This window comes from Novosphingobium sp. FG90 (genome assembly GCF_057808725.1).
Window position 1 is genome coordinate 90,905 of sequence record NZ_JBMDIO010000004.1, and the last position, 15,339, is coordinate 106,243.

At 63.3% G+C, this 15,339-nt stretch carries 14 protein-coding genes and 1 other RNA gene; 10 read left to right on the forward strand and 5 right to left on the reverse strand.

Translation table 11 applies throughout. The features are described from left to right. The first annotated feature begins 140 nt into the window (after positions 1-140). On the forward strand, positions 141-2,771 hold the full coding sequence (locus ACODRZ_RS05215) for a TonB-dependent receptor (protein ID WP_488969883.1): 2,631 nt from the start codon (positions 141-143) through the stop codon (positions 2,769-2,771). A 381-nt stretch (positions 2,772-3,152) separates the two neighbouring features. Here ACODRZ_RS05215 and mtgA read toward each other — a convergent pair whose 3' ends face one another. After that, the gene (gene mtgA / locus ACODRZ_RS05220) at positions 3,153-3,818 is read right to left on the reverse strand and encodes a monofunctional biosynthetic peptidoglycan transglycosylase (RefSeq protein WP_488969882.1); all 666 of its coding nucleotides are present in this window, start codon (positions 3,816-3,818) and stop codon (positions 3,153-3,155) included. A 184-nt stretch (positions 3,819-4,002) separates the two neighbouring features. On the opposite strand from mtgA, the gene ACODRZ_RS05225 reads away from it, so the two are divergent. Beyond that, the gene (locus ACODRZ_RS05225) at positions 4,003-5,232 is read left to right on the forward strand and encodes an MFS transporter (protein ID WP_488969881.1); all 1,230 of its coding nucleotides are present in this window, start codon (positions 4,003-4,005) and stop codon (positions 5,230-5,232) included. Positions 5,233-5,292: 60 nt separating this feature from the next. Here ACODRZ_RS05225 and rpoH read toward each other — a convergent pair whose 3' ends face one another. Next, positions 5,293-6,198: an RNA polymerase sigma factor RpoH gene (gene rpoH, locus ACODRZ_RS05230; RefSeq protein WP_271184712.1), complete on the reverse strand. Its 906-nt coding sequence runs from the start codon at positions 6,196-6,198 to the stop codon at positions 5,293-5,295. 89 nt (positions 6,199-6,287) lie between these two features. Beyond that, complete coding sequence (locus ACODRZ_RS05235) at positions 6,288-7,229, reverse strand: RluA family pseudouridine synthase (protein WP_488969880.1); 942 nt, start codon at positions 7,227-7,229, stop codon at positions 6,288-6,290. An 18-nt stretch (positions 7,230-7,247) separates the two neighbouring features. Between ACODRZ_RS05235 and ACODRZ_RS05240 the strand changes: the two genes are divergently transcribed. The 4 genes from ACODRZ_RS05240 to rnpB all read left to right on the forward strand — a co-directional run bounded on the left by ACODRZ_RS05240 (position 7,248) and on the right by rnpB (position 9,518). Beyond that, complete coding sequence (locus tag ACODRZ_RS05240) at positions 7,248-7,640, forward strand: M67 family metallopeptidase (protein WP_488969879.1); 393 nt, start codon at positions 7,248-7,250, stop codon at positions 7,638-7,640. A gap of 38 nt (positions 7,641-7,678) precedes the next feature. Next, the gene (locus ACODRZ_RS05245; protein ID WP_488969878.1) at positions 7,679-8,320 is read left to right on the forward strand and encodes a histidine phosphotransferase family protein; all 642 of its coding nucleotides are present in this window, start codon (positions 7,679-7,681) and stop codon (positions 8,318-8,320) included. A gap of 32 nt (positions 8,321-8,352) precedes the next feature. After that, positions 8,353-9,057, forward strand: a complete 705-nt coding sequence (locus ACODRZ_RS05250; protein ID WP_488969877.1) for an N-acetylmuramoyl-L-alanine amidase — start codon at positions 8,353-8,355, stop codon at positions 9,055-9,057. A gap of 9 nt (positions 9,058-9,066) precedes the next feature. Beyond that, positions 9,067-9,518, forward strand: an RNA gene (gene rnpB, locus ACODRZ_RS05255) — RNase P RNA component class A. Between the two features lie 23 nt (positions 9,519-9,541). Here the strand turns inward: rnpB and ACODRZ_RS05260 are convergent. Further along, a complete protein-coding gene (locus ACODRZ_RS05260) occupies positions 9,542-10,333 on the reverse strand; it encodes a metallophosphoesterase (protein WP_488969876.1) in 792 nt (263 codons plus the stop codon). Between the two features lie 245 nt (positions 10,334-10,578). Between ACODRZ_RS05260 and ACODRZ_RS05265 the strand changes: the two genes are divergently transcribed. Continuing rightward, entirely contained in the window at positions 10,579-11,343 is a 765-nt protein-coding gene (locus tag ACODRZ_RS05265; RefSeq protein ID WP_488969875.1) for a TorF family putative porin, read from the forward strand. Between the two features lie 53 nt (positions 11,344-11,396). Here the strand turns inward: ACODRZ_RS05265 and ACODRZ_RS05270 are convergent, their stop codons facing one another. After that, the gene (locus tag ACODRZ_RS05270) at positions 11,397-12,152 is read right to left on the reverse strand and encodes an SIMPL domain-containing protein (RefSeq protein WP_488969961.1); all 756 of its coding nucleotides are present in this window, start codon (positions 12,150-12,152) and stop codon (positions 11,397-11,399) included. Positions 12,153-12,246: 94 nt separating this feature from the next. Here ACODRZ_RS05270 and ACODRZ_RS05275 point away from each other — a divergent pair, with 94 nt between their 5' ends. From ACODRZ_RS05275 to ACODRZ_RS05285, 3 genes are all read left to right on the forward strand, one after another. Then, positions 12,247-12,678: a VOC family protein gene (locus ACODRZ_RS05275; RefSeq protein WP_488969874.1), complete on the forward strand. Its 432-nt coding sequence runs from the start codon at positions 12,247-12,249 to the stop codon at positions 12,676-12,678. Between the two features lie 137 nt (positions 12,679-12,815). Continuing rightward, positions 12,816-14,231 carry a glycosyl transferase family protein gene (locus ACODRZ_RS05280; protein WP_488969873.1) on the forward strand — a complete coding sequence of 472 codons (1,416 nt, stop codon included), beginning with the start codon at positions 12,816-12,818 and terminating at the stop codon, positions 14,229-14,231. A gap of 452 nt (positions 14,232-14,683) precedes the next feature. Then, positions 14,684-15,313, forward strand: a complete 630-nt coding sequence (locus tag ACODRZ_RS05285; protein ID WP_488969872.1) for a hypothetical protein — start codon at positions 14,684-14,686, stop codon at positions 15,311-15,313. Positions 15,314-15,339 lie beyond the last annotated feature (26 nt).

The window sequence follows — 15,339 nt, forward strand, 5'->3', positions numbered from 1 at the left end:
CGTTCGCGCACGCATTTGAGTCCTCACCGTCAGAAAGTTGTCATATCCCGCTGCTCTTAGCAGCCGCAGCAAATGCGGCCGGGCTCAAGCGTTCGTCGCACATTGTGATCACTCCAGTCTGACAAGATCAGGGGCATAGAATGAAACTCACCTCCCTCCTCTCCACGGCGACCAGCACCATCGCCGTCGGCGCCGCCTTCATCGCGGTTCCCGCCTTCGCCCAGTCGACCGGTTCGGCCGACTTCGACAACACCATCATCGTCACCGGCACGCACATCGGCGAAGGCATTGCCGGCGTCCGCACGCCCGATTCGCCCAAGGCGAAGGTCGAGATCGGTCAGGAAATCATCGGTGCACAGCGCGCCGGCCAGTCGGTCAACGAGATCATCAACCTGGTTCCTGGCGTCAGCTTCACGAACAACGACCCCTGGGGTTCGTCGGGCGGTTCGTTCACCATCCGCGGTTTCGATTCGAGCCGTATCTCGCAGACATTCGACGGCATTCCGCTGAACGATTCGGGTAACTACGCAGTCTATTCGAACCAGCAGGTCGATGGTGAAATCATCGAGCGCGTCAACGTCAACCTCGGCTCCACCGACGTCGACAGCCCGACCGCGGCTGCAGTCGGCGGCACCGTCAACATCAACACCAAGGTTCCCGACGAGCAGTTCGGCGTGATGACCAGCATGTCCTACGGTGACGTGGTGGCCGATGGTTCGGGCGGCTCGGACCGTTCGTACCAGCGCATGTTCGCAAAGGTTGAAACCGGCGATCTGACCTCCAGCGGTCTGCGCGCCTACTTCACCGGTTCGTATGCCCGCAACGGCGCTGCCTTCGCCAACTACGGCAAGGTCGAGAAGAAGCAGTTCAACACCAAGATCTACCAGCCGATCGGCGACAACGGCGACTTCGTGTCGATTGCCGGTCACTACAACGAAAACCGCAATAACTTCGGCGGTTCGCCGCTGCGCGCTTCGGCCTTCACCGGTGACAAGTCGGCTCGCTTCTACGAGATCGACGGCGGCTATCCCTGTACCGTAGCTGCAGCCAACCCCGGCGTCGCAGACGCGACCAACAGCTGCGGCACCTCGTTCGAGCGTCGCTACAACCCGTCGAATACCGGCAACGTGCGCTTTGCCTCGCTGTTTCACCTGACCGAAAAGCTGACCCTGTCAGTCGATGCGGCCTATCAGTACACCAAGGCCAACGGCGGCGGCACGACCGGTGCCTACGAGCGTGAGTACACCGCAAATGGCTTCACCGGCACCGGCAACTATGGCGGCAGCTTCTACTTCGGCCGCGACCTCAACGGCGATGGTGATCTGCTCGACCGCGTGACCCTGCTGCAGCCGAGCCAGACCAAGACCAACCGCTATGTTGCGATCACCAACCTGGCCTACGAAATCAACGACACGAACCGCGTTCGTCTGTCGTACTCGTTCGATCGCGCGCATCACCGCCAGACCGGCGCGGCGGGCTTCCTGAAGGCCAACGGTGAGCCCTTCGACGTGTTCCCGATCAACGATCCGCTGACCGACGATGCCGGCAACGTCCTGCAGAAGCGCGATCGTAATTCCTACGCCACCCTTCACAAGGTCGCGGCGGAATACCTCGGCCGCTTCTTCGACGAAGCCCTCACGGTTCAGCTCGGCGTCGCCGCGCCGTTCTTCAAGCGCGACCTCAACCAGAACTGCTTCACCACCAGCACCGGCGGCAGCTCCGGCGCGTTCGTGAACTGCGTTCCGGCCGACCAGGCTGCGGCCTATGCCGCTGCCAACCCGTATGTCTACAATGCGACCACGGGCAAGGCGACAGGCGCCGCACTGCCGCAGTCGCGCAAGCTGAACTACGACAAGATCCTGCCCAACGTCGGCGCCACCTTCCGCATCACCCCGGAAGTCAGCATCGCGGGCAGCTATTCGAAGAACCTCTCGGTTCCGAGCACCGACACGCTGTACAACTCGTTCTACTTCCCGGCGAACGATCCCTCGTCGTACCGCACCCCGGAAACCTCGGACAGCTTTGACCTGAGCCTGCGTTACTCGACGCCGGTGGTCCAGGCTGCGCTGACCGGCTGGTACTCGTCGTACAACAACCGTCTCGTCACGGCGTATGACATCGACGGCAACGCGACCGACACCAACCTGGGCAAGGTTAAGAAGTACGGCATCGACGCCAGCGTCTCGGTCCGTCCGATCCAGCCGCTATCGCTCTATGCCTTCGGTTCGTGGATCAAGTCGGAAATCCAGGATGACGTGGTCACCAGCTCCTGTGCTCCGGCCAGCGACATCGCTCGTGCTGGGCTGTGCTACGGCGTTACCAACACGGTCAACGGCGTCACCTCCACCGTCAACTACCTGCGCACCGCCGGCAAGCGTGAGCGTGCCGCTCCTGAATGGCTGTTCGGTGGTCGCGCGCAGCTCGATCTGGGTGACTTCCAGTTCGGCGCTCAGGCCAAGTACACCGGCTCGCGCTTCCTGAACGACATCAACGGCGAAATCCAGACGGTGAACGACGGTCGTACTCCGGCCACCGTCTTCCCGGGCGCCAAGTTCAAGAGCTACACCGTGGTAGACCTCAACCTGCGCTACAAGCTGGAGAGCCTGGGCCTTGCCAAGAGCGAGATCCAGCTCAACGTGACGAACCTGTTCGACAAGTACTACGTCGGTTCGTTCAGCGGCGGTCTCGACACTCTGTCGAGCTCGACCAATGCGTTCGTGAACTTCGGTTCGCCGCGTGCGATCAGCGCTACGCTCATCATGGGCTTCTGATCGACGCCATCCGGCAACGGAAACAGGAAAGGGGGAGGAACCGCAGGGTTCCTCCCCCTTTTTCTTTTGGGCGAGGACGACGACCGTGTCACGTCGCGTCAAATGCCGCGCTAGCGTGGCTTAGGCACTTGGAGAAAAAGGCTGCAGCGCGGTGCCGTATGATCCCGTTTTCCTACAGGTGCGGCGACGGGGTATCGTGCGCAGATGCGCGGTACCTGTCCCTCTTTCCTGTTCACCCCCGTCCCGTCCGACGAATGGCCTGGCCGTGCGATATCGGGTTCCGAGCAGGCGTCATCTCCCTCTCCAGGACCGTGTAAACCGTGTAAACCGTGTAAACCCAAGGTGACACCTTGCGCGGGGCGCCGGGCGTCACCTTCGTCATTACTCGTAGACGCAGGAGTCGTAGCCGCCGCGCTTCACGGTGCCGATTCGCGCTGCGATCGTGTTGCCATAGCGGCGGGTGAAGCCGGCGGGGTTCTTGACCGAGCGGGTCTTGGGGCTGGGCAGGGCGGCGGCCATGCGGCCCGCCTCGGCAGGGGAAAGATGCGCGGCGGACTTGCCGAAGTAGCGCTGCGACCCGGCCTCGACGCCGTAGGTACCGATGCCGGTCTCGGCGACGTTGAGGTAGACTTCCATGATCCGGCGCTTGTCCCACAGGTTTTCGATCAGGAAAGTGAACCAGACCTCCAGTCCCTTGCGCAAATAGCGGGTCCAGCCTTCGCCTTGCCACAGGAAGACATTCTTGGCGGTCTGCTGGCTGATCGTCGAGCCGCCGCGGATGCGGCCTCCCCTGGCGTTGCGCTCCATGGCCTTTTCGATGGCATCGGTGTCGAAGCCGTTGTGCGTGCAGAACTTGCCGTCTTCGGCGGCGACGACGGCGGCGACCATGTTGCGGTCGATGCGGCTGAGAGGCACCCAGTCCTTCGTGATGCCGTTGCCGTCCACCAGCATCGTCACCGTCACCGGCGGCGGCACGAAGCGGTAGAGCACCGTCAGGCCCACGCTGATCGCAATGAACCACACGATGATCTTGGCAAGGAGACGCATGGACGCAGGAAGCCTCTGAAACGGTCGGGAGTCTTCTCTCTAATCGAAATGCCCGGCATTGCGCCAGCACCGGTGCGCGCTACGCCCGGCCGATACATGTATTCGTAATATCGACGTTTCATTTGCAGTATGGACAATTCTCCCGGATACATCTGCAGGATAAGAGGAACGGGAGAACAGGCGCATGGCGGCATCCTTCGGCGTGGGATGGAGGCAGGTGGCGGTCGGCTTCATGCTGCTGGCGGCGACCGGTATGGTGGCGGCGACCTATTCGATCGTCGCGGTGCCCCTGGCCCGCGAGTTCCGGCCGAGTCGCACTGTGCTCATGCTGGCGATGACCGTGATGTCGGGCACCAGCGCGGTGCTCGCGCCGTTGCTGGGAATGGTGATGGACCGGTTTCCGCTCCGTCGCCTGATGGTGGCAGGCGGAGTGCTGCTCGCGTCAGGCTATGTGGCGATCTCGCTGACGACCTCGTTCATGCAGGTGCTGGTGGTCTTCGCGGTGTTGATCGCGCCCGCCAACGTGCTGACCGGCCCGGTGGCGATCACGGTGCTGCTCTCGCGCTGGTTCGCGCAGAAGCGGGGAAGGGCGGTGGGTATTGCCATCGCCGGGATTTCGGCGGGGGGGTTCGTGTTTCCCTTGGTCCTCTCGGGTCTGATGGCCGCCTTCGAATGGCGCGTGGCACTGCGGGCGCTGGCTGCAGTGCTGCTGGTCTGGGTGATCCCGATGGCGCTGCTGGTGGTCGATCGGCCGTCGGACCGGGGGCTCAATCCGGATGGCGCGGAGGAGGCGCCCCCGCAGGCCCGCGAGGAACTGGCGCGCGCGCCGATTTCAGCCCGCGCGATCCTGACCGACCCCGCGTTCTGGATGATCGCGCTGACCGTTTCGATCGTGACGGCAGGGATGAAGGGGATGGTCACGAACCTAGCACCGCTTGCCATCGATACGGGGGCTACGGCCGCTCAGGCGGCGCCGCTGATCTCGATCTACGCGGCCTGCGCCTTCGTGGCGAAACTGGGCTTCGCGGCTCTGGCCGACAAGGTTGGGCCAAGGGCGCTGATGCTTTGCGCGCTCGGCGGCTTCGCGGCCGGGATGGCCTGCATGACCCAGGCGCACGCAGGCTACGAGGTCATTGCGCTGGGTGTGGCAGTGACCGGGCTGTTCGGCGGCATGATGGTCCCGGCCGAAAGTTATCTTGCGCCCCGCATCTTCGGGCAGCGCGGAGTGGGCAGGGCGATGGGGCTGCTCTCGGGCGCGATCCTGCTAGCGATGCTGGCGACGCCGCCGCTCTACGGTCTGATCTATGATCTCACCGGCAGTTACGCCGGCATGTTCTGGACGTTCGCTGGAGTGGCGCTGGTGGCGCTGCTATGGGTGCCCATGCTGAGACTGCACCCTCGGCAAACCGCATGAAAAAAGCCGGGTCATCCTCGCGGACGACCCGGCTTCTTGTTATCGCAGTATGTCCGGAAATTACGCCGGCAGTAGGCGCTTTTCGCCGGCGATACGGTTCATCGCCTTCTGCAGCTTTTCGAAAGCGCGCACCTCGATCTGGCGCACACGCTCACGGCTGACCGAGTAGACCTGGCTCAGTTCCTCCAGCGTCTTGGGATCGTCGGTCAGACGGCGCTCCGTCAGTATGTCCCGCTCGCGCTCGTTGAGCGAACCCATGGCTTCGACCAGCATGTCGTGGCGTACCGAGGCTTCCTCGGCATCCGCGACGGTCTCGTCCTGCAGCGGGCGGTCATCCTGCAGGATGTCCATCCACTGACCTTCGCCTTCTTCGCGCAGGGAGACGTTCAGCGAGGCATCGCCGCCCATCATCATGCGGCGGTTCATGTTGACCACCTCGGTCTGCGAAACACCCAGCGTCGTCGCGATCTTGGCGACGTCGTCGGGGTGCAGATCGGTGTCCTCGTAGGCATCGAGGTTCTTCTTCATCCGGCGCAGGTTGAAGAACAGCTTCTTCTGCGCGGCGGTCGTGCCCATCTTCACGAGGCTCCACGAACGCAGGATGTACTCCTGGATCGAGGCCTTGATCCACCACATCGCATAAGTGGCGAGGCGGAAGCCGCGCTCGGGCTCGAACTTCTTGACGCCCTGCATCAGGCCGATGTTCCCTTCGGAAATCAGCTCGGACACGGGCAGGCCGTAGCCGCGATAACCCATGGCGATCTTGGAAACCAGACGCAGGTGGCTGGTGACGAGCTGCGCCGCGGCTTCCGGATCCTGATGTTCCGAATAGCGCTTCGCCAGCATGTATTCCTGCTCAGGAGCCAGGATCGGGAACTTGCGGATCTCCGACAAATAGCGGTTGAGGCTTTGCTCACCGCCCAGGGCCGGGACACTCGGCAGGTTTCGATTATTGCTCACGATCATCCGTCCTTTCTAGGTCGGTCACGGTCTAGGACCCTTCATAGGCGTCTTAGCTTGTGACCACCTCTATACGTTAGCATGGATTTGCGATTTCAGTGTCGCAGTTCGTCGATCAGTGTCCGCATATCGTCGGGCAAGGGACTGACGAAATGGACCCTTTCTTGTGAAACGGGGTGAACGAACCCGAGTTCCGCAGCGTGGAGCGCCTGGCGGGAAAAACCGAGTCGGGAAAGAATCGGTCGCAGCGGAGAAGGAGTTCGCCCATAGACAGGATCTCCCAATAGCGCATGGCCGATTGACGCCATGTGAACACGGACCTGATGCGTGCGGCCCGTTTCAAGTCGGCATTCGATCAGGGTGGCGCCGCGCAGCGCTTCCAGCGTGCGGAAATGCGTGACCGCGTGCTTGCCGCGACCGTCCTCCACCAGCGCCATCTTCTTGCGGTCGTGCGACGATCGGGCGATTGAACCGCGCACGGTTCCGGCCACCGGGATCGGCCTCCCGCCGACGACGGCATTGTAGGCGCGCTCAATCGAATGGTCGGCGAACTGGACGGCCAACCCTTCGTGCGCCTTGTCGGTCTTGGCGACGACGAGGAGGCCCGAGGTGTCCTTGTCGATGCGATGGACGATTCCGGGACGCGCGACGCCGCCGATGCCGGACAGCTGGCCTCGGCAGTGGTGGAGCAGGGCGTTCACGAGCGTTCCGTCGAGATTGCCCGCCGCCGGGTGGACGACGAGTCCGGCGGGCTTGTCCACGATGATCAGGTGTTCGTCCTCGTAGACCACGACAAGAGGAATATCCTGCGGCACCGCCTCTGCGGGCGTAGCCTCGGGCACGTCGATGACAAACGGTGTTCCGGCATCCACTTTCAGCGAGGCCTGTGCCACGGGCTTTCCGGCGAGCGAGACGCGGCCTTCACCCATCAGCGCCTTGATGCGTTCGCGCGACAGGCCGCTGACTTCGGCCAGCGCCTTGTCTATCCGGCCGCCGCTGACGACTTCGCCTTCGATGATGTTTGTAAGCGCCCCCATTGCGCGTAGGATTTGGGGATGATCGTCGAACTGACAAGTGGTGTTCTTGCAACATTGCATGAGGATGCGCGCAGCGCTGCTCCCGAAGAATGCTGCGGACTGTTGCTTGGGCGCGGTCAACGGATAGGCGAAGCGCGGGCTGCGGCGAATCTGGCGGAAAACCGCCATGTTCACTTCGAGATCGACCCCGTCGTGCTGCTGGCGGCGCACAAGGAGGCGCGGGCGGGTGGGCCGGAAGTGATCGGCTACTATCACTCTCATCCTACGGGGATTTGCGTGCCTTCGGCGACCGATCGGGAACATTCCACCGGGGATTCGCGCATCTGGGCGATCATCTCGGACAGCGAGGTTGCTTTCTGGCGCGATAACGCCAATGGATTCGAGGCCCTGTCGTTCCGCGTCGTCGAATAGCAGGCCGCGTCAGAAGTACGAAAGAGCAGTCCAAGCCCATGACCACGAGTTCGATCGAACTTGCCAGCCTCCTGTGTTCGCGCCTTTGCCATGACATGCTCAGCCCCGTCGGTGCGCTGACCAACGGGCTCGAACTGCTGGCGGACGAGAAAGACCCGGAGATGCGCCAGCGCTGCTTCGAACTTCTCGACCAGAGCGCCCGTATCTCGACCGATAAGCTCAAGTTCTTCCGCCTCGCCTTTGGTGCGGCCGGTGGCTTCGGCGAAATGGTGGCGGTGAGCGAGGCCAAGGTGCTCGTCGACGCGCTTGTCGCGAATAACCCGCGGATTACGCTCGCCTGGGCGCTGCCAAGCGACTCGCTGCCCAAGGCCGCGATCAAGACGCTGCTGAACTTTGCGCTCATCGGGCTGGAAGCGCTGCCGCGTGGCGGCACTTTGGAAATCGCCGCAGAATACCGCGATAACCACAGTGAACTCGTCGTGCGCGCGGCCGGGCCGCGAATCGCCTTCGATCGATCGGTGGGCTCTGCCCTTGAAGGCACGCTGCCGGAGGGTGAACTGTCGAGTCGCACGGCGCCGGCCGCGATGCTGCATCAACTCGCCGTCGAACTGTCCGGACAGCTGCAGTATGTGCTGGCAGAAGACGCGCTGGTACTCGGCGCGATGCTGCCGAGGGCCTGACGGCAGGGAACGGGAAAGGAGGCGCGACGAAGATGAACCGCTGGCTCGTCAATCGCACCGTCGCCTCCCCCAACTGGAACGAGCGCAAGCTGCCGATCACCATGGTCGTGCTGCACTACACCGGTATGAAATCCGCGGACGAGGCACTGGAACGCATGTGCGATCCGGCTGCGGAGGTCTCCGCGCACTACATGATCGACGAAGAGGGCATGGTCACCTCGCTGGTCCCCGAGGACAAGCGGGCCTGGCATGCGGGTCGCTCGTACTGGCGCGGCGAGACTGACGTGAATTCGGCCAGCATTGGCATCGAACTGGTCAACCCCGGCCACGAATGGGGCTATCGTCCGTTTCCCGAACCGCAGATGGACGCATTGCTGCCGCTGCTGGCGGATATCATGGACCGCCACGATATTCCCCGCGCGAACGTCGTTGCGCACTCAGACATCGCGCCTGCCCGCAAGCAGGACCCGGGCGAATATTTCGACTGGAACCGCCTCGGCGAACTCGGCCTCGCGCTGGAGATTCCGAAGGCAAAGATGAACCTGTTCTACGACAACCCCGGCGCCTTCTACCTCGCGCTGGAGCGGTTTGGCTACGACATCTCCGACGGCCGCGCTGCCGTCACCGCGTTCCAGCGCCGCTGGCGGCCGATCTTCATGGATGGCGAGATCGATGGAGAAATCGGCGGCATCCTGTTCGAACTGCTGTTGGAACGCGATACCGGCCGTGCTAGGTGACCGCCCGCGCCGGGGAGCCGGGCAGCCGCGGGGTCGCAAGACCGCGAGGAAAGTCCGGGCTCCACGAAACAAGGGTGGCAGGTAACGCCTGCCGGGCGAGGGCGGTTTTCAGACCGTCCGAAGCCTAGGGAAAGTGCCACAGAGAGCAAACCGCCGATGTTTTTCCTCACGGAAGAGCAGGTAAGGGTGAAAGGGTGCAGTAAGAGCGCACCGCGCTGCCGGTAACGGTAAGCGGCTTGGTAAACCCCACCCGGAGCAAGACCGAATAGGGGCTGCGCGCCGGCGTCTCGCGAAAGCGGGGGAGATCGGCGGGTTCGTTTCGGACCCAGGCAGCCCGGGTTGGTCGCTTGAGCGAGGCAGCGATGTCTCGCCTAGAGGAATGGCTGCCACCGCGGCGTAAGGTCCCTCTCTTTGGGAGACCACGCCAGGTACAGAACCCGGCTTACAGGCTCCCCGGCGCGTTCAGGGCCTTTTGAACAGGATTTCAGGCCGCTTCGCTGCAGGCCGCGTCGGCCTGGTCGCTTGCCGTCAGGAACCAGCGCTCGGTTTCCTGCAGGCCGATCGCGGTCAGCGTACCGTGCAGGAATGCGCCGGTATCGATGCCGATGCGATTGTCGCGCAGGTCAGGTTCCGGAGTGATCGTATGTCCATGTACAACGAAGGCCCCGAAATCGCCGCGATGGCTCAGGAAAGGCTCGCGAATCCACCGACAGTCGCGGCCGAGCTGGTGTTCGAGCGGCGTGTCGGGACGTACCCCGGCATGGACGAAGACGTAGTCGCCCATGCGCACCATCTTCTTGAAGCCGTCGAGGAATTCGAAGTCTTCCTCGGGGATGACCTCGTTCATCAGGCGCTGCATCTCTTCCGCATCGGCCGAGAGCAGGGTGTCCTTGTCTATCCCGTAGGAGAGTATCGTCTCCAGCCCGCCGAACTTGAGGAAACCGCGCATGGCGTCAGCGTCCTTGCGCGCGACCAGCAGCATTTCCTCATGGTTGCCCTGAACGAACTCGACCTCCCGCTCGCGCGCCCACTGTCGGGCACGGGCGACGACGCCGGCGCTGTCATCGCCCCGGTCGATGAGATCGCCCAGCAGCACGACGGTCGTATGTGCACGCCCGCGCGCAGCATCGTCTCGCTCGATGATATGGATGAGGTCCTCGAAGAGGTCGGCGCGGCCATGGATGTCACCCACGGCATAGACCCGTTCCCCTAACGGGATCGAAGGGGCTCGCCGTTGATCGGGGCGGCCCATGAGCTTGCGTATGGCGTTCAGCATTTATTGCGCTGCGGTATAAACTGCCCGGTCCCTCTGCACAACCCGTAGACACTACCAGGAATTTCAGTGGCAAAAAGTCCACACATCATTTCTTGAATGTTGCTGCATCGAAATTTTTCTTGTGCGGTTTCTAGCTGCAGTGCAGCAATATTGGGCCGTTGCAATCGAAGTCCGGGACGAGACTTCATGCGGCGGATGCAGGTGGGACGAAGCATCAAAGACAATAATCTTGTGAGGGAAACACCATGCTCTTGTCCGTCCGCGGCGTCATTGCCGCCACTCTCCTTGCGGGCACTGCGCTTTCCGCAGCTCCGGCATTTGCGCAGGATGCCGAGGCGCCCAAGGAAATCACCATCACCGGCAGCGCGGCCCTGACCAGCGACTATCGCTTTCGCGGCGTGTCGCAGTCCGGTGGCGACATCGCGATTCAGGGCGGTATCACCGTCGCGCATTCGAGCGGCTTTTACATCGCGACCTGGGGTTCTTCGATCGACCTCGGCGACACTTACGGCAGCACCGAACTCGACATCTTCGGCGGGTGGACCGGCGAAGTCACGCCTGGGCTGACGCTGGATGCCGGTCTCCTGTACTACTCCTACCCGAACGGCCACGTCGGCACGGCTGAATTCTTCGAGCCTTACGCCTCGGTCTCCGGCCAGGTCGGCCCGGCGAAGGTGAAGGTCGGCGCCAACTACGCCTGGAAGCAGACGGCGCTGCCGAATTTCGCGGGCACTGCCAAGCACGACAACCTCTATCTCTACACCAACGTCGATATCGGTATCCCGAACACGCCGCTGACGGTTTCGGGCCACCTCGGCTATACCGATGGCGCGCTGGCTCCGTGCTACTACTGCAACGCGGACAAGACCGGCCTCGACTGGTCGATCGGCGCTTCCGCCACCCTCTACGGCCCGCTCTCGGTGAGCCTGTCCTATGTCGGCGTCACCGGGCCGAGCGTCGACAGCTACACCGACGATACCGTGGTTGCGACGCTTACCGCCGCGTTCTGATCGTAATCGGATAACAGGAGGACGCCCGCCCGGAACGATCCGGGCGGGTTTTCTCATTTCAGGTAGAAGTCGATCGTCGTGACGACGCGCACCTTTTTGTAAGGCGTGTCGGACTGGCCCCAGCCACCACCGGAATCACCGTCTCGGGCTTCGATGGAAAAGTAGCCTTGTGCCGCGCTCTTGATCGCGCCCACTTCGGCTCCGCTGTCCTTGGCGAACTGCTCGGCGGCCGAACGCGCGTCCCGGGTCGCGGCGGCGACCATCTTCGGCTTGATGCCGTTGAGCTTGGTGAAGGTATAGGCCATCCCCGAGCCTTCCTCGAGGATCACGCCGCGCCGCACCAGGTCGAACTGGCGGCGGACGGCATTCTGGGCACGCTTGATGTCGGTGGTGCGCAGGCTCACGCGCTGGCGCACCGTGAAGCTCACGATACCGTTGTCCTTCGTCTGATTGACATTGACTCCTGTCGGCTGCAGCGCCTCGGCCGGAAAGCCCAGTTCCTGGAAGAATGCGCGAATCTGGGCCGTGTCGCGGTCGACGCTCGCCTGTGCGGTGGCGAGGTCGGGCGCCGTGGCGGAATAACTGATGGTCCAGGTTGCAAGGTCGGCGGTGACGTCGCGCTCGGCGAGACCCTTGACCGTCACCGCGCGGTCCGCGCGCTGCGCCCGCTTGATGCCATCTCCCAGCGCGAAGCCGCCGATGATAATGCCCACTGCCAAGATCGTCGCGCTGGCCAGCCATCGACCGGTGGCGCCTTCGAGGCGAGCGATGCCCTTGTGCTGACTTTCGACGGAACTATCTTCGCTCATCGCACTCTCCCTGATCGTCACCGTCTGATGCACGCAGGTGGGTGTATGTGCGATGAACTGTTCCAAAATGTCGATGAAATGAAAAAGGCCTCCCATGACCCGCTACTTGCACACCATGATTCGCGTGACCGATCCCGATGAGACCATTCGTTTCTTCGAACTCGTCGGTTTGAAGGAAACGCGCCGGTTCTCCAGCGAACAGGGGCGCTTCACGCTGATCTACCTCGCTGCGCCCGGGCAGGAAGAAGCGGAGGTCGAACTGACCTATAATTGGCCGGCAGAGGACGGATCGGCCGAGGCTTATTCCGGTGGCCGCAATTTCGGTCACCTCGCATTCCAGGTTCCTAACATCTACGAAACCTGTCAGCGCCTTCAAGATGGGGGCGTGACCATCAACCGCCCGCCGCGCGACGGGCACATGGCTTTTGTGCGCACCCCAGACGGCATTTCGATCGAGCTGTTGCAGGATGGTCGTCTCGAACCCGCTGAACCCTGGGCGAGCATGCCCAACGTGGGCGCGTGGTAAACAGCCTCAAGGCGCTGTTAACTTTGTGAAACGCTGCACCTTCGCATTTGCGAAGAGGGTGCCCCCACCCATAAGCTGCATCCAGAGGTCGATTATAGGGGACAGGTCGACCTCTGGCTTTGCAGCCGGGGGAAAGTGTGCAGGTATCGCAGGCGTTCATTGATGTCGTAGGCTATGTGCAGATGTTCGAGCAGGAACTGCTGCTGTTCGTGGCATTCTGGCTGGTCGTCGGTGCGCTGGATGAATTCGCGATCGACCTGTTCTGGATCGCCTTGCGGCTGACGGGTCGATCGCGAGATTCGCACATCGCGAAGGCAGAGATGGTCGCGCCGCTTTCCGGTCGGGCCGCCATCATGATCGCCGCATGGCGAGAGGCGGAAGTGATCGGCCACACGGTCAGTCACGCACTGGCCAGTTGGCGACAGCAGGAATTCACGTTTTACATTGGTTGCTACTGCAACGACCCTGACACGATTGCTGCGGTGATCGAGGCCGCGCGCGGCGATCCGCGTGTCCGGGTGGTAGTTTGCGACCGGCCTGGCCCGACCACCAAGGCGGACTGCCTGAACCGGGTATACGCGGCGCTTTGCGCCGACGAGGACCGCTACGACTGGCGCTATCGCTCGGTCGTCCTTCATGACGCCGAAGACATGGTGCATCCGGCGGAGCTTGCCGTCATCGACCGGACGTTGCGCCATGCGGATTTCGTGCAACTGCCTGTTCGACCCGAACTGCAACCGGCATCGCCATGGGTCGCGGCTCACTATGCGGATGAGTTTGCCGAGTCCCACGGCAAGGCCATGATCGTGCGCGATGCGCTGGGTGCGGCCTTGCCTGCCGCAGGCGTAGGGTGCGGTTTTTCGCGAGAGATGATCGCCCGCATCGCCAGGCACCGGGGACGAGATGGCGGTCCTTTCGCGGCCGAATGCCTCACCGAAGACTACGAGCTTGGGCTTCTGGTGCGCCGGGAGGGGGGAGCTTCGCGCTTTTTGCGGGTTCGGGACGAGGCGGGCGAACTCGTTGCCACGCGCGCCTACTTTCCCGCGCAGATTTCCGATTCGGTGCGGCAGAAATCACGCTGGATTCATGGGATTTCGTTTCAGGGGTGGGATCGGCTGGGCTGGGGGCGCGGGCTTGCAGACCATTGGATGGCCGTGCGGGACCGGCGAGGTCCGCTTACCGCGCTGGTGCTGGCCTGCAGTTACGTGTTGCTGCTGATCGAGGCCGCTTTGCACCTGCTCGAATGGCAGGGCCTCATCGAAGGCGCGCAAGTGTCGCCCATGCTGCAGGCGCTGTTGACGATCTGCATGGCGAGCTTCGTGTGGCGGAGCGGCTTTCGATGCTACTTCACCGCTCGCGAGTACGGGCTGGTCGAGGGGCTTGGCGCAGTTCCCCGCATCGTCGTTGCCAATGCCATCGCCATTCTGGCCGGGCGACGTGCTCTCGTCAGTTACATGCTGACCTTGAGGGGGGGCGCGGTGCTCTGGGAAAAGACCGAGCATGTAGGGCATCCGACGCTGCTGGGTTCCCATCCGCGAGCAGTCGCGCTGTGAGTGGCGGCACTATTTCGCGCGGGCATCCGCTGCTGGCCCTGCTCGCCGTGCTGGGCGGTTGGGTAGGAGGACGCGCGGCCACTTGGGAGCCGCCGGTGTCGAAAGCAGCACCCGCCGGCATGACCAAGAGGCAGGATGGTCCCGCGTTCCAGTCGCTGCCCGGGTACATCGATTTCGAGCCTCAGGTCCCTCCGGCCACGCCCTACGCTGCACCGAACGGGCCGCTCGTTCGCTATATCATGACCTACCCTGGGGCGGTTGGGCTCGCTCCTTCGTCCCGCGCCGGCGAGCTATCGGAATTTCCGCATCTGCGCGAGGATTTCGCTGACTTGCAGCCTCTGCCGCGCTTTTTCGCACCCGAAGGGCAGAGGGCCGTCGCCGTATCCCCGGCGACGGGAATGCCCATGGCACGGGGGCGGCCACGCCGTTGGTCGATGGATGCGTGGACACTGATGCGCCGTGACAGCGGGAGTGCTCCGGCCTCGGTCGGAGCGCTGCCGGGAACTTACGGTGCAAGTCAGGCAGGCGGCATCTTGCGTTACCGCCTCGCACTGGCAAGTCCTCATCGTCCGACGGCCTACTTGCGCAGCACTTCGACGACTGGGCGGATTCGCGAAACCATGGCGGCGATGGGGTTTTCGGCCCGGCCTTTCGCGGCCTTTCCGGTCATCGCGGCGCTGGAAGGGCGCATGACCGACCAGATGGGGCAGCGCAGGGTGCAGGGCGCCGCCATGGCCATCACCGAACTACCGCCATTTCCCTTGCTCGCGGGCTTTCGGGGAGAGACTTACGGGCAGGCCGGCTATGTCGCCGGCCGCTACGCGACCCCCTTTGCGGACGGACAGTTTCGTGCCGACCGTGCCCTGCTGACCCTTGGCGCTGCGGACATGCGGATCGGCGGAGGGCTATGGGGTGGCGCGCAGAAGGGAGCTGCACGACTCGATGCGGGGCCGACGGCCGCGATAGCTGTGCCTATTGGACGCGGCGTCAACGGCCGGGTCGCGGTGGACTGGCGCTTCCGCCTTGCCGGAGACGCATTGCCGGGTTCCGGACCCGCCCTGACGCTATCCGCAGGATTCTGAAACGCGCCTTTTCCGAGAGGCCATGC